This is a genomic window from Stutzerimonas sp. FeSN7, from assembly GCF_030263795.1.
Classification (GTDB): domain Bacteria; phylum Pseudomonadota; class Gammaproteobacteria; order Pseudomonadales; family Pseudomonadaceae; genus Stutzerimonas; species Stutzerimonas stutzeri.
The window spans coordinates 147,210-164,167 of sequence record NZ_JARPMN010000001.1 but is presented as its reverse complement, the minus strand read 5'-3'; the positions used below and the strand labels follow the sequence as shown (position 1 = coordinate 164,167).

General features: G+C 58.8%; 14 protein-coding genes. 1 reads left to right on the top strand and 13 read right to left on the bottom strand.

The features are described from left to right. The first annotated feature begins 250 nt into the window (after positions 1 to 250). Positions 251 to 1,138 (top strand): Rpn family recombination-promoting nuclease/putative transposase, encoded by an 888-nt coding sequence (locus P5703_RS00685; RefSeq protein ID WP_011914834.1) that lies wholly within the window; start codon positions 251 to 253, stop codon positions 1,136 to 1,138. Positions 1,139 to 1,496: 358 nt separating this feature from the next. Here P5703_RS00685 and P5703_RS00680 read toward each other — a convergent pair whose 3' ends face one another. The 13 genes from P5703_RS00680 to rfaP form a co-directional block, all read right to left on the bottom strand. Then, positions 1,497 to 2,909, bottom strand: coding sequence for a PIG-L deacetylase family protein (locus tag P5703_RS00680; protein WP_041755814.1), 1,413 nt, complete (start codon positions 2,907 to 2,909; stop codon positions 1,497 to 1,499). A gap of 4 nt (positions 2,910 to 2,913) precedes the next feature. Continuing rightward, on the bottom strand, positions 2,914 to 3,810 hold the full coding sequence (locus P5703_RS00675) for a GNAT family N-acetyltransferase (protein ID WP_125865116.1): 897 nt from the start codon (positions 3,808 to 3,810) through the stop codon (positions 2,914 to 2,916). Further along, positions 3,810 to 4,490, bottom strand: coding sequence for a lipopolysaccharide kinase InaA family protein (locus P5703_RS00670; protein ID WP_011914837.1), 681 nt, complete (start codon positions 4,488 to 4,490; stop codon positions 3,810 to 3,812). The genes P5703_RS00675 and P5703_RS00670 overlap by 1 nt, the downstream gene beginning before the upstream one ends. After that, positions 4,487 to 6,325, bottom strand: coding sequence for a lipid A export permease/ATP-binding protein MsbA (msbA, locus tag P5703_RS00665; RefSeq protein WP_125865086.1), 1,839 nt, complete (start codon positions 6,323 to 6,325; stop codon positions 4,487 to 4,489). Before msbA ends, P5703_RS00670 begins: the two co-directional genes overlap by 4 nt. A gap of 692 nt (positions 6,326 to 7,017) precedes the next feature. Beyond that, positions 7,018 to 8,199, bottom strand: a complete 1,182-nt coding sequence (locus tag P5703_RS00655; protein WP_111481577.1) for an O-antigen ligase family protein — start codon at positions 8,197 to 8,199, stop codon at positions 7,018 to 7,020. 74 nt (positions 8,200 to 8,273) lie between these two features. Continuing rightward, the gene (locus P5703_RS00650) at positions 8,274 to 9,422 is read right to left on the bottom strand and encodes a glycosyltransferase (RefSeq protein WP_043942365.1); all 1,149 of its coding nucleotides are present in this window, start codon (positions 9,420 to 9,422) and stop codon (positions 8,274 to 8,276) included. Beyond that, a complete protein-coding gene (locus P5703_RS00645; RefSeq protein WP_080558877.1) occupies positions 9,422 to 10,327 on the bottom strand; it encodes a DUF6625 family protein in 906 nt (301 codons plus the stop codon). Before P5703_RS00645 ends, P5703_RS00650 begins: the two co-directional genes overlap by 1 nt. Continuing rightward, positions 10,327 to 11,445: a glycosyltransferase gene (locus P5703_RS00640; RefSeq protein ID WP_014597888.1), complete on the bottom strand. Its 1,119-nt coding sequence runs from the start codon at positions 11,443 to 11,445 to the stop codon at positions 10,327 to 10,329. The genes P5703_RS00645 and P5703_RS00640 overlap by 1 nt, the downstream gene beginning before the upstream one ends. Further along, positions 11,432 to 13,186 (bottom strand): carbamoyltransferase family protein, encoded by a 1,755-nt coding sequence (locus P5703_RS00635; RefSeq protein ID WP_014597889.1) that lies wholly within the window; start codon positions 13,184 to 13,186, stop codon positions 11,432 to 11,434. The genes P5703_RS00640 and P5703_RS00635 overlap by 14 nt, the downstream gene beginning before the upstream one ends. Before the next feature lie 12 nt (positions 13,187 to 13,198). Next, entirely contained in the window at positions 13,199 to 14,644 is a 1,446-nt protein-coding gene (locus tag P5703_RS00630) for a lipopolysaccharide kinase InaA family protein (RefSeq protein ID WP_014597890.1), read from the bottom strand. Further along, a complete protein-coding gene (locus P5703_RS00625) occupies positions 14,644 to 15,387 on the bottom strand; it encodes a lipopolysaccharide kinase InaA family protein (protein ID WP_014597891.1) in 744 nt (247 codons plus the stop codon). The genes P5703_RS00630 and P5703_RS00625 overlap by 1 nt, the downstream gene beginning before the upstream one ends. Next, positions 15,384 to 16,118 carry a lipopolysaccharide kinase InaA family protein gene (locus P5703_RS00620; protein ID WP_200632535.1) on the bottom strand — a complete coding sequence of 245 codons (735 nt, stop codon included), beginning with the start codon at positions 16,116 to 16,118 and terminating at the stop codon, positions 15,384 to 15,386. Before P5703_RS00620 ends, P5703_RS00625 begins: the two co-directional genes overlap by 4 nt. Then, complete coding sequence (gene rfaP / locus P5703_RS00615) at positions 16,118 to 16,924, bottom strand: lipopolysaccharide core heptose(I) kinase RfaP (RefSeq protein WP_013984223.1); 807 nt, start codon at positions 16,922 to 16,924, stop codon at positions 16,118 to 16,120. Before rfaP ends, P5703_RS00620 begins: the two co-directional genes overlap by 1 nt. Positions 16,925 to 16,958: the final 34 nt, after the last annotated feature.

Sequence of the window (16,958 nt, the reverse complement as noted above, 5' to 3'; positions counted from 1 at the left end):
ATGGAGCCATCGAATTCTCCCGGTAACGCAATGCCTTGCCGCGAACACCGAACATGATCGGCCATGCGGACTACAAGGTTCGCCACATCGAGTCCCAGTTCGCCCAACTCCCATGCAAGGTCCCGTACAGCCTGGGATAGCGCTCACGCGATGAATACGTTCCGCTTGTGGCAGGCTAATGTCATGGATACTGTTTCCATATCCAGTTTATCCGCTTTGAAGCCCACTGCTCGTACAAGGACGTACACGCATGCCCCACCAGCCCCTGCTAGATCCCAAGCTCGACGTGATCTTCAAGCGCCTGTTCGCCGAGGCGCCGGACCTATTGGCCGACCTGATCAACGCGGTGCGCAGCGACGAGCCGCCCATCGTCGAGCTGCGGGTACTCAACCCGCAGATCGCTCCGGAGGAGTTGACCGGCAAGTTCATCGTGCTGGACATTCTCGCCCGCGACCTGACCGGCCAGTTGTTCAACATCGAGATGCAGACCCGCAACCACGCCGGCTGGCCCTCGCGCAGCCTCTACTACCTGGCCCGCAACCTGGGCCGGCAACTGCAAGCGGGCGAGAGCTATCATCAGGTACAGCCGGTGATCGGCATCCACCTGATGGACTTCGACCTGTTCGAGGAGACGCAGGCCTGCTGGGCCTTCGAACTGCGCGATCGCCAGCTCCCCGAGGTGCGGCTGGATCGCAGTCTGCAACTGCACCTGATCGAACTGCCCAAGGCCGATCGACTGCATTCCCAGGCGGGCAGCGCTCTGGCAGACTGGATCACCTACCTCAAGCATTGGCGGGAGGACAAGCTCATGCAAAGCATCGAAAGCCCTGCGGTCCGGAAGGCCCGTGAGCGCCTGCAGGCGCTGTCGGATGACGACGAAGCTCGGCGCCTGGCGTTCGTCCGTGAGCGCGCGCTGCATGACGAAGTGACGGAGAAGGCCGAGGCCAGAGCTGAAGGAGAGGCTATCGGCCAGACCAAAGGCCAGGCCAATACCCTGCGCCGCCAATTGCAGATCAAGTTCGGCGAGTTGCCCGACGCCGTCGAACAGCGGCTGCAGGCCGCCAGCGAGGCCGAGTTGAACGCCTGGACCGAGCGGATATTGTTCGCGGAGCGGCTGGAGCAGGTGTTTTCGGGCTGATCGGGCGGCGACGGTTGCAACCCACCGTTGCGAGACCGGTCGATGTTGTCGAGGATCGGCCTGTGCACCCCTGCACCCCTGCGCCACGACGCGCTCGCCGGACTTCTCGGCAGCAAGCCGAATCAGCTCACCGAAACGCCCCGTCAGCGTCGCATGCTCACCATGCCCCAAGGGTCTGCTCGTTGTCGCGGAGCAATTCATGAATACGGGTATCCCGCGTTGCCCGCGAATCGATCACACACCACCACCAAAACCGATACGAATCAACCGGAAACCGGCGCTCCCAGTTCCACTTGTCATGCGGATCGCCCGCTCTCGGAACGATGCTTTCGAGCGTCTGGGCAGGCCCGCAGCACCATTACGGTTTGCGCACCCAGAACAGCTCATGACGACGCACGGCCTTGCGGAAGAAGTCGTCCTGACCGAACTCCGGCCAACGGCGACCTGCCAGCACCCATTGAATGATCCGGCGCAGGCGCTTCTTCAGCGGCAGGGGGGTCTGCAGGTCGTGCTGCATGGCCAGCGCCTGGGCCTTGTCCAGACGAGCAGAGGCGTTCAGCACCGGGCTCCATAGACCATCCGCCGGCAATGGCTCCTGCCGCGGTGGCAAAGCCACGCCACTACCCACCGGTCCCATGGGCCAGCGATCGTTGTCATACAGGTGATTGGCATAGAGCAAGCGGAGCTCGGGACACCAGTCACCGAGCGCGATGGCTTCGTCCAAGGCCCGACTAGCCTGGATATGGTCGGGATGGGGGTCCAGTTCAGGGTGCGGCAGCACCACCACTTCGGGCCGAAACAGCTTGAGCAACGCGGCGAGGTCGCTCACCAGATTGTTCCAGCTGGGCACACCGTCCATGTCTCCCGGTAATGCCAGGGGGTTGAAACGGCGCACGCTGCGGATATCCGAATCGCCGGATTCAAGCGAAGGGAAAGCCTTGTCCGGCTCGGCGACCATGGGTGCCAGTTGTAGACAGTAATACCCCAGCTGCACACAGCGAGTCTCCGGCACACCACCCCAGAGCGGCACAGCCAGACTGCTCCAGCTACGCAGTCGCCCCTTGAGGCGCGCTGCGGCAGCCTTGTCGAGGCCGAGCCGGCGGTAGTTCTGAGCCTCGATCTCACCTTGGGTGAGGGTGACTATGCTGGCCTGTGCGCTACGACTGTAGAGGCCGAAGGCAGCAAGCTCGGCATCGTCCGCGTGAGGGGCGATGACCATCACCCGGCGCGCTGCGTAGTCCGGATTGCTGAAAACATGCAGGCAGACTTCGGGGGCCAGGCGACAGAAGCGCGTCCGCAATTGTACGCGCCCCGCCCTCAGAGCCGGCAGCAGGCCGGAAAGGTTGAGGTAACGGCGCCCCCATGCGCCGCGCTCGAAGTCCTGGCGATCGCAGGGTTGGCCATCGGCGATCAGTACATGAGGGTCCAGCCAGCGACCGAGCCAGGTGGTACGCACCTGCACTTCGAGCATCAGGGTATCGGCATCGTCGGACAGCTCTCCAGGCTCCAGCACCAGCCGCCCCTTGTTCAGGCGGCCGCCTATCTTCTGCGCAGAGTCGGGGAAGGCATAGCGATAGTCCTCCCTCGGCGAATAGAACAGATGGTCGGCGAGCCAGGCCTCATGGGCGATCCAGGCCAGGATCAGCAGTACCGGCAGACTGTTCCAGCCGGCGAACCAATCCAGCGCGACCAGAACCAGCAGAGCCAGGACCATGAAGATACGTTTGCCGCGCCGGTGACGGCGCAGCAATTGCTGCTTGCGTGTTTCCATTCATTCACGTCCGAAACGCGGCGACCCTGTTGCACCAACGATCCTTGTAGTCCCGATCGGCCCGGCCGAACGAATAGCGCAGTGCCTTGCCCCGATGCCGCGCCACGTCCCAAGCGGCCTGGGTATTGATGAAGCTGAGAACGCTGCCGGGGCTGAGGTGATGGGCACGAGGGTCGACACCACCATTGATGTACTCGTAACTGATCCAGCCTAACGACTCGACGCTGTACAGCACCTGAACGGCCACGGGAAAACCGTCCAGCATCAGCAGCGATCCACGCAGGAACTCCCGCAACAGGCCGAAGACTTCGGTCAGATAGGGCTTGCCTGGCACCTCGAAGCCCCAGCGACGCTCGAACAGGTCGGTATAGATGGCAGCCAGCTCGGCGGGGGTGAACTCCGCCACCGAGCGCACCACGCCGCCTGCCTCTTCGAACAGACGCAATTCGCGCCGCTGGTTGTAGCGGAATTTCTTCGAGTACTCCTCGGGTTGGCGCGCCAGCGCCAGGCCCTCGGGCTGCTCGCGCAGAGTGGCAATGCGCCCGGCATTGAGCTCGGAGACATAGCACAGACGCTGGCGTACCGGCACGCAGGCATCCTCGGCCACCGGCAGGATGACCTCGGCATTGCCCAGGTCGAATAGGCCACGCTTGCCGGTCTTCTTCAGGACATCCTTGGACAGTGCCAGGTGACGGCCCCAGCAGGGGACCGCAGCGACCCACTCGTCCTGTTGCTCCCAGGCTAGATAGCGCACCGGAATATCAGCGAGACGAGCCAGACGCTCGACGACGTCAGGATGCGTGGCAACGCTGCCACCGTAACGCTGCCAGATCTCGGCATAGGTGGAGGCATCGATAGTGTGCCAGCCACGTTCGCGCCAGGCACGCCAAGGGTTCAGCATCATTCGCGCCTTCTGAAGCGGGGTAAGGGCCATGTGAAACTCTGGCGGTAACCCTCGATGAAAGCTGTCCAGCGTTCTTCCTTCCAGCCGGAGCGGCGAGCGATCTGGCTCAGATCATGACGTGCGGCCTGGAACCGACTCAGGCGGATACGGCTCTTTTCCAAGTCGATCAGTGCGACCTGGAAGGTGCCCTCACTAACGCTGACGAAAACGTGCTTCAGATAGAGGCAGCCATGCTGGCGGTGTGCTGCGTTCAAGAGCCCGATCACCCGGCCGACCTCACGAATGATCTTCAGATGCAGCGCTTCTCCCCAACGCTGTTCGGCCTTTCGCCGATAGCAATCATCCAGGCTCTCGAAGCCTTCAAGCCCCTCCGTGAGCAGGACTGCCTGCCAGACGCCCTTCTGCTTGTGGCAACCGGCGAAGACCAGGGCAGGCACCGGTACACCCAGACGCCGACAGTGCACCAGCGCATCCTGCTCGCGCATCACGGTGGGATAGCCCAAGGGCCTGCTCAGGCTGCGGTAGACATGGCCGGTCTGCTCTTTGCGATAAAGCAGCTGGCCATCATGGGTGTAAATGCGCTGAACACCGCTGAGTCCGCCCCGCCGTTCATTCGGCGGCTCGACCCATTCACCCGGAACGGCAAGCCAGCGCTCGATTTCTTCCTGCTGGCTCATGACAGCAGTTCTCCATTCTGTGTTTGCCCCGAGTTCGGGGTTTCGTCCTTGAACTGCGTGGCATGCAGGCGCGCATAGGGGCCATTGGCAACCAGTAGCTCGGCGTGGGTACCATGCTCGACGATGCGCCCCTGCTCCATCACCAGAATGAGGTCGGCCCTCTCGATGGTGGAGAGGCGATGGGCGATGACCAAGGTGGTACGGCCCTTCATCAGCTCTTCGAGCGCCGCCTGTATGTGCCGCTCGGACTCGGTATCCAGCGCCGAGGTCGCCTCGTCCAGAATCAGCACCGGCGCATTCTTCAGCAGTGCACGAGCGATCGCCAGGCGCTGGCGCTGGCCACCGGAAAGCAGCACGCCATTCTCGCCAACCGGGGTCTGGTAGCCCTGCGGCATCTGTTCGATGAACTCGTCGGCATAGGCTGCCTGGGCAGCGCGACGGATATCCTCGATCGGTGCGCCTGCGAGATCGCCATAGGCGATGTTGTTGGCAACCGTATCGTTGAACAGCGTGACCTGCTGGGTGACCAGTGCGATATGCCGGCGTAGATTGCGCAGCCTGTAGTCTTCGACCTCCGCGCCATCCAGCAAGATTTGCCCCCGATAATGGTGGTAGAAACGCGGAATGAGGTTAGCCAGGGTCGACTTGCCGCTACCCGAGCGCCCGACCAACGCCACCATCTGGCCCGGTTCGGCGGTGAAGCTGATGTCGTGCAGCACCTGTTTGTCGGTGCCCGGGTAAACGAAGCTCAAATCATTGACTTCCAGACGCCCGGCAACACGTTCGCGCTCGAGCGTTCCGCTGTCGGTCTCGGGCGACTCGTCCAGTTGCTCGAAAATGCTCTCCGCACCAGAAACGCCCTTCTGAATGGTGGAGCTCACCTCCGAAAGCTGCCTGATCGGCTTGGGCAACAGGCCGGCAAGCGTGATATATGCCACCAGATCGCCGGCCGACGCATCTCCACGCATGTACAGCACCAGGAACATCAGTACGGCCATGGCACTGTAGATCACCAGTTGCAATGTCGGCGTGTAAACCGCGTTCGTCTTGACCATGCGTAACTGCTTGCCGGTATTGTCCCTGCTGGCGTCGAGAAAGCGGGCCTGCTCGTAGGCCTCGCCACCGAAGCTGCGCACCACCCGGTAGCCCTGGATGGTCTCGGATGCGACATGGGTGACGTCACCCATCGCGACCTGAATCTTCTTGCTTTGCTTGCGGAATTTCTTGCTGGCGCTGGCCACCATAAGGCCTATGAGCGGCAGGATCGCCACCATCACCATGGTCAGCTTCCAGTTCATCCAGAGCAGCGTGGCGAACAGGAAAATAACGGTCATACCCTCGCGCACCACCACCTTGATCGCATCCGTCGCGGCGCCCGTCACCATCGTCACGTTGTAGGTGATGCGGGAAATCAGATGGCCGGAGTTGTGGCTGTCGAAGTAGCGATTGGGCAGCGTCAGCATATTGTTGAACAGTGCGATGCGCAGATCATGCACCAGGCCCAGCGAAACCCTGGCCAGAAAATAGTTGCCGAGAAACGAACCGATGCCTTGCAGCAGGGCGATGAACACGATCAGCAGAGGCACTGCCTGCAATAGCTTCAGTCCCGCCAGCCAGGCCTGATCCTGGAGATAGGGAACCTGAGCGAAAAAACTGGCGTCCGGGTTGTTCAGTCCATCAACGAAAAACTTGAGAATGTAGCCGAGCATCGGCTGGGTGGAGGCGAAAATCAGGAAGCCAAACAGGCTGACAGCGAACAGTCCCCAGTAGGGGAGCACGTAGCGCAGCAACCGCAGATACACCTTTACACTGGATTGCTGGGTAGAATTGGCCATTCGGCAAGCCCCATGAACTGGCTAGAGGAACAAGATGCGGATTGTAGCAGCGCAGGAACTGGAAAGCTGGCTCGCCAGTGGCAAGATATTGGAGCAAGACGCTCGAGGGGCTAAGGTAGTCGCGTTGGAGAATGGTCTTTATTTGAAGATTTTCTATACTCGCCGCACTCCACTGCTAGCACGCCTAATGCCGTCGGCACGACGCTTCCAGCGCAACACCATCAAACTTCAAGCTTGCGGCATAGCTGCGCCCGAAGTTATCGATATCTTTTGGATAGACAAAAAAAGCGGCCTTAGCGCGTGCCTATACTATCCGCTACCTGGCCGAACTTTGGAACAATTATACCTAACAGACCGCGAGAGCTTCGATACTAGAATACCAGCTATCGCTAACTTCTTTAAATTTCTGCACATCCATGGGATTTATTTTCGCTCCCTGCACCTCGGCAATATAGTCGAACTCCCAGGCGGACACTTCGGCCTCATCGACTGTCTAGACTTACAACATAAACGAGGCCCACTATCTCAATCGCTAACACGCCGTAACCTTGCCCACCTTCAGAACTACTTACAGCGCAGAGGGCTCTTACCAGATTTCCCCTGGAAATCTTTGACTGACGCCTATGAGAAAAGCCAACCCTAACCCCCAACAATCCACTCATCAAACGAAACTAAAAAACATAACGAGCAGCTCAAGCTGAATTTTCGGGAACAGATCCGCCAGACACCTCCTCATATCGAAAATTTATAATCAATGCGGCAGGAAGTAGAACTAATAGCCAAAGCTCATTAGGATTATCGACAAATCTATCACCATCAAAATTCAACATTATCAAAGCAAGCAGCAAATACCCCCCCCACGGATCGCGCCTCCTCCATGCCTCCTGCAAAACCACCACCATCAGCAGCACGAAAATAAACAGCGAAAAAAAACCACCATAAATGCCAAGCGCTAAAAAAATATTATGAGGATGCTGGATAGGCATTCCGCTTGACAAAACCACATCAATATTTGGGCTCGTCCCGCAACCAAGCCATAATCCACACGCCTCCCATTCAGCTAAAAAAATTCTCCACAACTCAAATCGCCCTGCGTCTGCCCGAGCGAACAGCCGAGCAACCTCGGGGATTTCAAGCACCGCCCAATAAACCAAAAGACATCCCAAAAGCGCAACCAGCCCTAACCAAAAAATAAAACGGGCCTGCCTTAAGATCAGCCAAACTGCCACTAGACCTCCAAGCGCAGCCATCCCCAATAAACCTGAGCGGCTTTGCAAAACATAAGCCATACAAAAAACAGCTAACAAAATAGCGAAAGATAGCTCAACCCAGCGACGCTGCTCTACCCATACCGGCAATGCAAGCGTAAAACAGCAAGCCAGCCACATACTAGTATAAATAGGACCTGTCATCCGGCCAGGCAGCCATAGTACGCGCTCACCTGGCGCGTAGCGTCCTACAACCCAATAAACGATAGCGGAGATCAGCACATAAGCACCAACAACCCAAAACAACCCACGCGCGAATTGCGGTGTCCGAAACGGCCGAGGATCAACGAACTGACTAACTAACACCACAAATACTGTTACATAAAGCACGTACTTCAACCACTTTAAATCAGCAGAGAAAACTCCAACCAGCATTAAGCAGGAAAACAGCCCCCCCCACAGCGCCAACCCTGTCGAAATCTTAACTGACCGCCCTCGGCCAAACACTATCAGCCCCAACGCAGGAATAGCCAAAAAAATATAATAAACGTTATTTACCATCTTACTAGTTGGCAAAACCAAAAAACTTAAGATAAAGACCAGCAGCGAGACCGTAAAATAACCTGACTCCCCATAAAACCCTTTAAAGCGACGAACCAAACCCATAAAAACACCAGTGAAAGCAAAAAATTAAGAAAGATTGAAGATCACAAAAGAACGACTAAAAGCCCGATGCCAGATCACTTAAAGCCATAAGGCTTCAGATTCAACTCGATAAGCCCCAGATACTTTTCTCGGAACAAGCCAATCTCATGATTTTCTATAAGATATCGATAGGCTTGTTCGCCTTTATCACGCAACTGCGAATCACTTAATGAAAGGTAGGAGTCTAACGCCTCGCTCAGTGCATCAGCATTCGCTGGCGGCACAGCAATTCCGCCAGCACCCTTAATTAACGGAAGCATGGCGGGAACATCAGTGGCAATCACAGGCAAAGCACCGCTCATCCCTTCCAGCAGTGCCAGACCAAGACCTTCAGCCAACGAAGGCATAGCCCAGATATCAAAAGCCCGAACGTACTGTAAAGCATCCTCACGGAACCCAAGCAGATGAACTCTGCCTGCCAGACCCAACCGGTCGATCTCGGCCAGCAAATTGGCATCTTCGCGTCCAGCCCCGATAATCGCTAACTGTGCATGTAAATACCGATCCTTAATGGAGGCAAAAGCTCGGATCAGATATATATGGCCTTTCACAGGAACAAGCCGACCTAAGGCACCAATGAGGCGCGCATTTGGATCCAGCCCCAGCTGTGAGCGTGCATCCTCTCGCGACAGCTGCAGCGCTTTCGCTTGTTCGATATCAATAGCGTTGGTAATCGCTACTGTATTGAACTCAGTAAAACCGCAGTCACAGTCCAACAGGTACTGTTTAACTGCAGGTGACACCCCGACAAAGCGCCAGGACTTATCAATCAGCCGCTTAGTCTGGCGACGTCGATAGAACCGGTCATATTCCCCAAAGCCATGGGCAATGCCAATGCACAGCGGCACTTTCAGCCAGCGATTGAGCTGCAGCATCATGTTGACCGGCTTAAAACGATTGCAGATCACCACGTCGAATTGCTCGGCGCGGCAAAACTGGTACAAGCGCCACATAGCGCGGACACGCATACCCTTTAGTTGGGCATCAGTGAGTCCAAAGTATACTGATCGATCGGCTCGGCTCACCGGTGCTCCCGGTGCTGGCTGACCTCGCAGGAACGCATTGACCGTCTCGTAACGATCAACCGGCAGAGCTTTGAATATCTGCTCACCCAAATCGGCAAAGTCATGTGCTTTGATGTTGTAGTCAGGATGCAATTGCAAGACTTTTATACGACGCCCAATCATTGCACGCACTCCGACAGACCGTTTTCATCAATCTTCCATGCAGGACGGGATGCAAGTGTCCGTACCGCTTCCGGCAACGGCGCTGTTCGCTCAGACCATGCTCCCCGCTTCCAGATCGCAAAGTGAAAATAAGGAAACTCTCGACTCCCATCAAGATCGTTGGTTAGCGATCCTTCATTCCAACACCAACGCTGCGGAAAACGGAACGTACCATCAATCCACGGAATGCAACCGTTAGGAGTACTGAATGCCTCGATAAACTCACTACGCCGTCGCAGCGGGTTGAGCAGCCCAACCAGCTTGAAAAGCGGCTCCGGAAAATTCTTGCGCCATAGAAAAAGGCGGCTAAAAGCGCCTTCGTCTAGGGCATGGTGCTCTTGGTCCATGAAGCGCTCCTTCCAGCGAGGCATCTTCATGAATAGCTCTCTCATTTGCGAGGTGTTCCGTATCAGACACAGGTGCCCCGAAACACGACGCGCATGTGTCGAATAAAGGTCGTATCGGGCAAGCCGCTCGGCAGTAAAATATGCGCGCAACCTACCGTAAATAACATCTAGATCTCCGAATGCCCAAAAATCATAACCCTGTAGCTCATCTTCGTGGATATGACCTAATGAGGGCTTGATATCGCAGAGTTTGTAGGCGTTATCAGGTGCAAAATTGATTCCGAGGCGTTCCGACACCAACGAGCAATAATCGTCGTAGCTGACATGCGCTACACGCACGTTGTGCGGCAGGACAGGCGGTGTGCCGCAGTCAGTGAACAAGAGCCAGTCGATATCTGAATTGCGCCTGCAGGACTCGAGAAACAGCGGCATCCAAAAGGGCCAACTTCCAAAGTATGGAATTACAAAGCAGATACTAGGTTTTCCAGCCACATTCCCTGACCTCGAATCAAACATCAGCTCACTATCCAGCCCCGGGTCCAGAAGCGCTCGCGCACAGCCTGATCACTAAAACACTCTTGTAGGCGGCGTGCGGCTGGCAACGGATCCTCGAACTTTATCAGCAGGACACTCAAGGACTTCGCAAGCGCAGCGGGCTGAGCAAAAGGGAATAATTCACCTACGCCCTGAACAACTTCCGCACCACCGCCACAGTCGCTGCAGATCACCGGCACCCCCGCCGCCATAGCTTCCAGCAGCACCATGCCGAAAGGTTCATGATCGGAAGTCAGAGCAAACACATCGAAGGCCTTGAAGTAGCGGCGGCCTTGCGGTACCTGGCCAAGAAAGCGCACCTGCTCCGCTACGCCCAGCTCTGCGGCCAGGGACTTCAGCGATGTCTCCAGACGACCGCTGCCCATGATCGCCAACAGACTTCCAGTCGGCAGGTTAGGTAAGGCCAGCGCAAAGCCTCGAATCAGCGTTGCCTGATCTTTGTCAGGATGCAGCCTGCCGACATTCCCTACTACCCACGCTTCCTGCGGCAGGCCCAGATACTCGCGGGCGGCCTGGCGCGAAACCTGCTCAGCCTGCACAGCTCCGATATCGATCCGGTTGTACAGCGTCTCGATATGCTCGGCAGGCCAGCTCGGCAGGCAGGCACGAATCTCATCTCGCACCGCATTGGACACGCCCAGCAGTTTCAGGCGCTTTCGATAGAAATTGGCAAATAGCCGACGCGAACGGCGCTGATAGTCGCCAAAGGCATGATGAACCCCGATCACCGGCAGGCGTGTGCCCAGCAAGGCCACATAGACGGGCTTGAAGCGGTGCGCAATGCAGAAGGCAAAGTCCCGTGTAGCCGCAATCCGTCGAATATCGCGAATCGCCGCCAGCTTCAGACCACCTACCTGGGCGCTGGAGTAGTTGAGGAAAATAACCTCGTCGGAAGCCGAGCCTTGAACCACGTGTTCACTCGGCGTGCCCGTCAGGTAGACGGTGCAAACCTTGTACGACGTACCAACGAAAAGCGCGGCGTACTGCCGCGCGCAATCGAGGAAGGGGCCGTCGTAGCTGTGACAGAACTGCAGAACCCAGCGCTGCTTCGAGGCTGTTTCCTGCTTAGACACCGTCATACCAACCCTTACCTTCCTTCACCACCAACACATCTTCCATGATCAGGTACTGCAGGTCCGACCCATAGAACATGTTCAACGCATCGGTCGGCGAGCAGACCATGGGTTCGCCGCGGCGGTTGAGCGAGGTGTTCAGCGACACGCCGTTGCCGGTGAGTTTTTCCAGTTCCAGCATCAGGTCGTACCAGCGCGGGTTGTGGCGGCGTTCGAGGACCTGGGCGCGGGAGGTGCCGTCTTCGTGGACCACTTCGCCAACGCGCTCCTTCCAGCCTTCGTTGACCTCGAAGGTGAAGGTCATGAAGGGGCTCGGGTGGTCGACCTTGAGCATCTGTGGCGCGACGGTGTCGAGCATGGACGGGCAGAACGGCCGCCAGCGTTCGCGGAACTTGATCTGTTCGTTGATGCGGTCGGCCACGCCCGGCACGCTAGGGCAGCCGATGATGGAGCGACCGCCAAGGGCGCGCGGGCCGAACTCCATGCGCCCCTGGAACCAGGCCACCGGGTTGCCGTCGACCATGATCCTGGCGATGCGCTCGGGGGTGTTGGCGATCTGCTTGAACACTGGCTTGTTCGGATGCCGGGCACAGGCAGCGATGACATCTTCGTTTGAATAAGACGGGCCGAGGTAGACGTGCTCCATCTTCTCTACCGGAACGCCGCGCTGCACCGACACATAGGCCGCCGCACCGACAGCGGTTCCGGCATCACCGGAGGCCGGCTGGACGAACAGCTCCTTGACCTCCTCGCGGGCGATGATCTTCTGGTTGAGTTTGACGTTGAGCGCGCAACCTCCGGCGAAAGCAATCTTGCCGGTCTCGCGGATGATGTCACCGAGGTAGTAGTCCATCATCTCCAGCGCAAGCTTCTCGAATAGCGCCTGCATGCTGGCCGCGTAATGAATGTACGGGTCGTCGGCGATATCGCCTTCGCGCTTGGGTCCCAGCCACTCGATCAGCTTGGGCGAGAAGTAGTAGCCCTTGCCCTTCTCCTTGTAGCGACGGAAGCCGATGACGTTGGCGTATTCGGTATTGATGGTCAGCTCGCCGTTCTCGAAGGTCGCCAGGCGCGAGAAATCGTACTTGGCCGCGTCGCCGTACGGCGCCATGCCCATGACCTTGAACTCGCCATCGAGCATCTCGAAGCCGAGGTATTCGGTGATCGCGCCATACAGCCCGCCCAAGGAATCCGGGTCGTAGAACTCCTTGATCTTGTGGATCTTGCCGTTCTCACCCCAGCCGAAAAAGGTGGTGGCGTACTCGCCCTTGCCATCGATGCCGAGAATCGCGGTTTTCTCGGTGAAGCCGGAGCAGTGATAGGCGCTGGAGGCATGAGCCAGGTGATGCTCTACCGGTTGGATCTTGACCTTCTTCAGGTCGAAGCCCAGCTGCTGGAGACACCATTCGATGCGTTTCTTGTAGCGGTAATAGCGGCGGTTGCCCATGAGAATGGCATCCAGCGCGCGATCCGGTGCGTACCAGTAACGCTTGGCATAGTGCCAGCGCGCCTTTTCGAAGATGCTTATGGGGGCGAACGGGATCGCCACCACATCGACGTCGGACGGTTTGATGCCGGCCTGCTCCAGGCAGAACTTGGCTGACTCGTAGGGCATGCGGTTCTTGGCATGCTTGTCGCGCACGAAGCGCTCTTCTTCGACGGCGGCGATCAGCTTGCCGTCGATATACAGGGCGGCGGAAGGATCATGACTGAGGGCGCCGGAAAGGCCGAGAATCGTCAATGCCACGGGTATTGCCTCTTAATCTTCGATGCTGGTGCCGGGCACCGCGGGTAAACGTTGGTCAAGCAGCCGGTACAGGGCGCTGTCGGTCGGCCAGTTGCGCAGGAATCGCGCACGATCCTTGGCATACGCCCGAGCGAAGCTGGCATCGCTGCCATGCTGCTGCACGGCATCCAGGTCGATTAACGACCAGCGATCATGCTCCCAGAACAGGTTGTGCCCTTTGAGATCACCATGACTGATTCGCTCGCGGATCAGTGCCGCGAACAGCCGGTCCAGGGCAACCAATTCCTGCTCTGGAGGACAGCCATCCAGATACGGCTGAAAACGCGCAATTATATCTTCTCCGCGCAGCAATTCGGTAATCAGCCACGCCGGACCGCGCATCCACAGCCAGCGGCGCTCGATCACGGCCAGCAAACGAGGAGTGGCGATCCCGAGAAAATCGAGCCGATTACCCTCGACCCAGCTGTGCCAGGCGCGGCTCGGCCGCCAGAAGCGCTTCAACCAATGCAGCGGACTCTTGATGTTGTAGCGCTTGATAAGCAGGGCCCGGCCGTCCAGCTCGATACTGGCTACCGTCGCGCTACCACCGCCCTTTAACAACTTGCCTCGAGCGATGAATTCATTGGGGTCATCGATCACCGCCTGCAGCGCTGCCTGCTCGTCACGCCGAACCACTTGCGCCCTGAACGCCCCGATGCTCGCACTGAACAGGCTGCAGTCCCGCACGACCTTCTTCAAATAGTCAGTTAGACGCCAGTCACGGACTTTGTGAACCTGCTTGAGCAACGCCTCCAGCGGCAGGGCGTGCTCGCTGTTGGTCAGCAGATAGGGCACCAGCAGCTCTTCGATGAACGGCTCGATCTCTGCCGGTAGCTGCGCGAAGAAGACGCCCAGGTTCTCCAGTACCTGCTCACGCGACAACGGCTCCCCGGGCGTCTCGGCCTTTACACCGCCGCCGTCGACCACGTAGAGCTGACCGTCGGCCGTGAGGAAGTTATCCAGATGCAGATCCGCCTGCCAAAGGCCTTGCGCATGCATCCTGGCGATCAGCTCAAGCGCCTCACCGAGCACGCCACGCTGCCCGTCTGTCAGCACAGGCTCCGCCTCGACGGAGCGCCAGCTCTCCCACAGGCTTTTGGCGGAATCGAGCCAGTCGAACAGCAGCCAGCCACCCTCACCCTCGTGCCAGCCCTGCCCCACCAGCGCAGGTGTTGGCAAATGCTGGTCGATCAGCAGCTTCGCACCAGCCAGCTCGCGTCGATAATGACGCTGCGCCTTGCCACCCACCATCAGCTTGGCCAGGACCTGGCGCCCGTTCCAGCGCGCGCGACAGACATAGCGCTGCCCCGGCAGGATGCGCAGCCACGAATCGACATGCAGACTTGCCTCACCCGATAGCTCGACGAGCGCAGGGCAGGCTGGCTCGCGCCCGGCGACCGTCAGATCGGTCAATCTCATCAGCGCGCCTCCTTGGCTTTGTGTCGCCGCTGCAACTGCAACAGCCATGGCTCGACCAGGCGAGGATCGTCCAGATAGGCATTCAGCAAGTGCCGCACGCCTTGGTCACCGATGCAGCTTGCACGCCGCACGAGCGGCTCCAGATCCTTGATCCGGTCGCGCCGCCCTAACAACAGAGGTCGGGTTTTTTCCAGGTCGATCAGGCAAGCCTGCCAATGCCCGTCCTGCTCACGGAGAAAGATGTGCTTGGGATAGAAGCAGCCATGCATCTGGCCGGCCTGATGCAGCGTGTGCGCCAGCGCACCGACCGCACCGATGATGGCCTGGCGTCGAGGTTCGTTCAGCTCGGGCCATCGTTTCAGCCATCCGTCCAAATCCATCCAACCATCCAATGCGCGGGTCAGGAGAATTGCACGCCTTTCGCCATCAACCTTGCGCTGCCCGAAGAAGCTGGCCTGAAGCGCCGGCACGCCAAGCTGCGCATAACGACGGATATTGCGAAACTCCCGGGCAAAGGTCGGCTCACCGAACGGGTGTGCCAGGGTGCGGGTCAGATGATTGCTCTGCCGCTTGAGGTAGAACGCCGAATCATCGAGCTCCAACCTGAAAACACTGCTCCAGCCGCCGCGTTCGACATTGGGCTCATCCACCGCCGTCAACTGGACCGACCAGAGCGCATCGAAGCTCGCCAAGCCATGGCGCTCGAGCGTTGGACGATCGGCCTGCGCAATGAAATCGTTCATTCCCGCCCCTGGAAATAATTCAGAATCTGCCGGATGCGCGGCTTGTCCTTGTCAACCAGTCGCTTTCGCTGGCAATACTGCAGATAGAACCGCAGGCGCTGGGTTCGGCTGAGCTGGTACTTGGCCACCTTGTCCAGACATGCCAGGTCCTTGACTATACGCCGCTGCAGAAACGGACCATGCCAGAAGGCGCCGGTAGGGCAGTCAATCAGATACAGACGACGCTGCGGATCGACGAGCAGGTTGCGCCACTTGAGGTCATTGTGGGCGAAGCTCCGGTCGTGCATCGCTCGTGTCGAGCGCGCCAGTTGCAGGCTGACCTCCTGCACCCAACGCGGATCGCGAAGACGGGCATCATGAGTAGTCGCCAGCAAAGCCAGATCATCGGTTTGCTCCAATTCACGCGTAATCAGGGCGCCGCGGAGAAAAGCACCGCCGCGCCGCTCCATGCCGTAAGCCACGATCGGCGCCGTGGGGATGCCCCAACGGCGAAAAAGCATCAGGTTCTGCCACTCCGCCTTGACCCGCGGTCGCCCGAGGTAACGCCGCAGGCCTTTGCCCGCACTGGAGTAGCGTTTCACGTAATAGCGCACCCCGTTGCGCTCGACACGAATGACTTCTGAAAGTGGGTCTTTGGTAAGCCGTTCACCTTCCAGCGCGAACACGCTTGCGAGACTGCCGAAATCATCATGCAGGTCGGCATACGCAGCGTCCAGCGTCCAGCCGGCCATCAAAGCGCATCCCCGTAGCGCCGCTTACGATCCAGCAGCTTTTCCGCCCTGCGCTGAAGCCACGCCAGCAAGGCAGCCTCGTCGCGCAGGACTTCACGCAGCGGCCGCTGGAAGTAATCGCGCAGAAAGCGCAGCTTGTCGCGGCCGGTCAGACCGATCTCAAGGGCCGAGAAGTACAGCCCAGCCAGATCCTTGTTGCGCCAGCGAACAGGTGTGTGACTGCGAGTCTGGGCGCGGTGCAGGTCGATCAAGGACAGGCGCAGATCGCTGACCGTCACCGGCCGGTCGGTATGCAGCAGAAAGTGGCAGATGTAGAAGTCGCGGTGATTGACCCCGGCGCGGTGCATGGTGCCGGCCATGCGGGCGACTTCGGCGATCAGGGCGCGCTTGAGTGCCGGCGGTGGTGGCTGGTCGCGCCAGTTCGCCGAGAAATCCTCGAGGCTGACAGTCGGCGCCAGTTCTTCCGTGATGATGAACGAGTGCTGGCTTGCCGGATTGCCACCGCGCTCGCCATAGGCCACCGCGGTCATGGTCGGCACGCCGACTTCCTTGAGGCGCTGTATGGCTCGCCATTCCTGGCCGGCGCCAAGCACCGGCGCCTTGGCCGTGAGCAGGTTCTTGGCAATCTCGCCCCAGCCGATGCCGCGATGAATCTTGACGAAGTAACCGCGCCCGGCAACCTCGGTACGCAGCGTGCGGCGACCTTCCAGTTCCCGGTAGACCTGGCCCTGCAGACGCTCGACCTCTTCGAAGGGGTCCTTGCCCTGCCACAGACTTTCGAATGGCTCGGTCAGCATCAGGCGCATGGAGCCCCCAATGACGACGCCCGCCGGAGACACA

Excerpts from the sequence above, each read along its gene's own strand:
- P5703_RS00685 (WP_011914834.1), top strand. The coding sequence starts at position 251 with ATGCCCCACCAGCCCCTGCTAGATCCCAAGCTCGACGTGATCTTCAAG.
- P5703_RS00680 (WP_041755814.1), bottom strand. The coding sequence starts at position 2,909 with ATGGAAACACGCAAGCAGCAATTGCTGCGCCGTCACCGGCGCGGCAAA.
- P5703_RS00675 (WP_125865116.1), bottom strand. The coding sequence starts at position 3,810 with ATGCTGAACCCTTGGCGTGCCTGGCGCGAACGTGGCTGGCACACTATC.
- P5703_RS00670 (WP_011914837.1), bottom strand. The coding sequence starts at position 4,490 with ATGAGCCAGCAGGAAGAAATCGAGCGCTGGCTTGCCGTTCCGGGTGAA.
- msbA (WP_125865086.1), bottom strand. The coding sequence starts at position 6,325 with ATGGCCAATTCTACCCAGCAATCCAGTGTAAAGGTGTATCTGCGGTTG.
- P5703_RS00655 (WP_111481577.1), bottom strand. The coding sequence starts at position 8,199 with ATGGGTTTGGTTCGTCGCTTTAAAGGGTTTTATGGGGAGTCAGGTTAT.
- P5703_RS00645 (WP_080558877.1), bottom strand. The coding sequence starts at position 10,327 with ATGTTTGATTCGAGGTCAGGGAATGTGGCTGGAAAACCTAGTATCTGC.
- P5703_RS00640 (WP_014597888.1), bottom strand. The coding sequence starts at position 11,445 with ATGACGGTGTCTAAGCAGGAAACAGCCTCGAAGCAGCGCTGGGTTCTG.
- P5703_RS00630 (WP_014597890.1), bottom strand. The coding sequence starts at position 14,644 with ATGAGATTGACCGATCTGACGGTCGCCGGGCGCGAGCCAGCCTGCCCT.
- P5703_RS00625 (WP_014597891.1), bottom strand. The coding sequence starts at position 15,387 with ATGAACGATTTCATTGCGCAGGCCGATCGTCCAACGCTCGAGCGCCAT.
- P5703_RS00620 (WP_200632535.1), bottom strand. The coding sequence starts at position 16,118 with ATGGCCGGCTGGACGCTGGACGCTGCGTATGCCGACCTGCATGATGAT.
- rfaP (WP_013984223.1), bottom strand. The coding sequence starts at position 16,924 with ATGCGCCTGATGCTGACCGAGCCATTCGAAAGTCTGTGGCAGGGCAAG.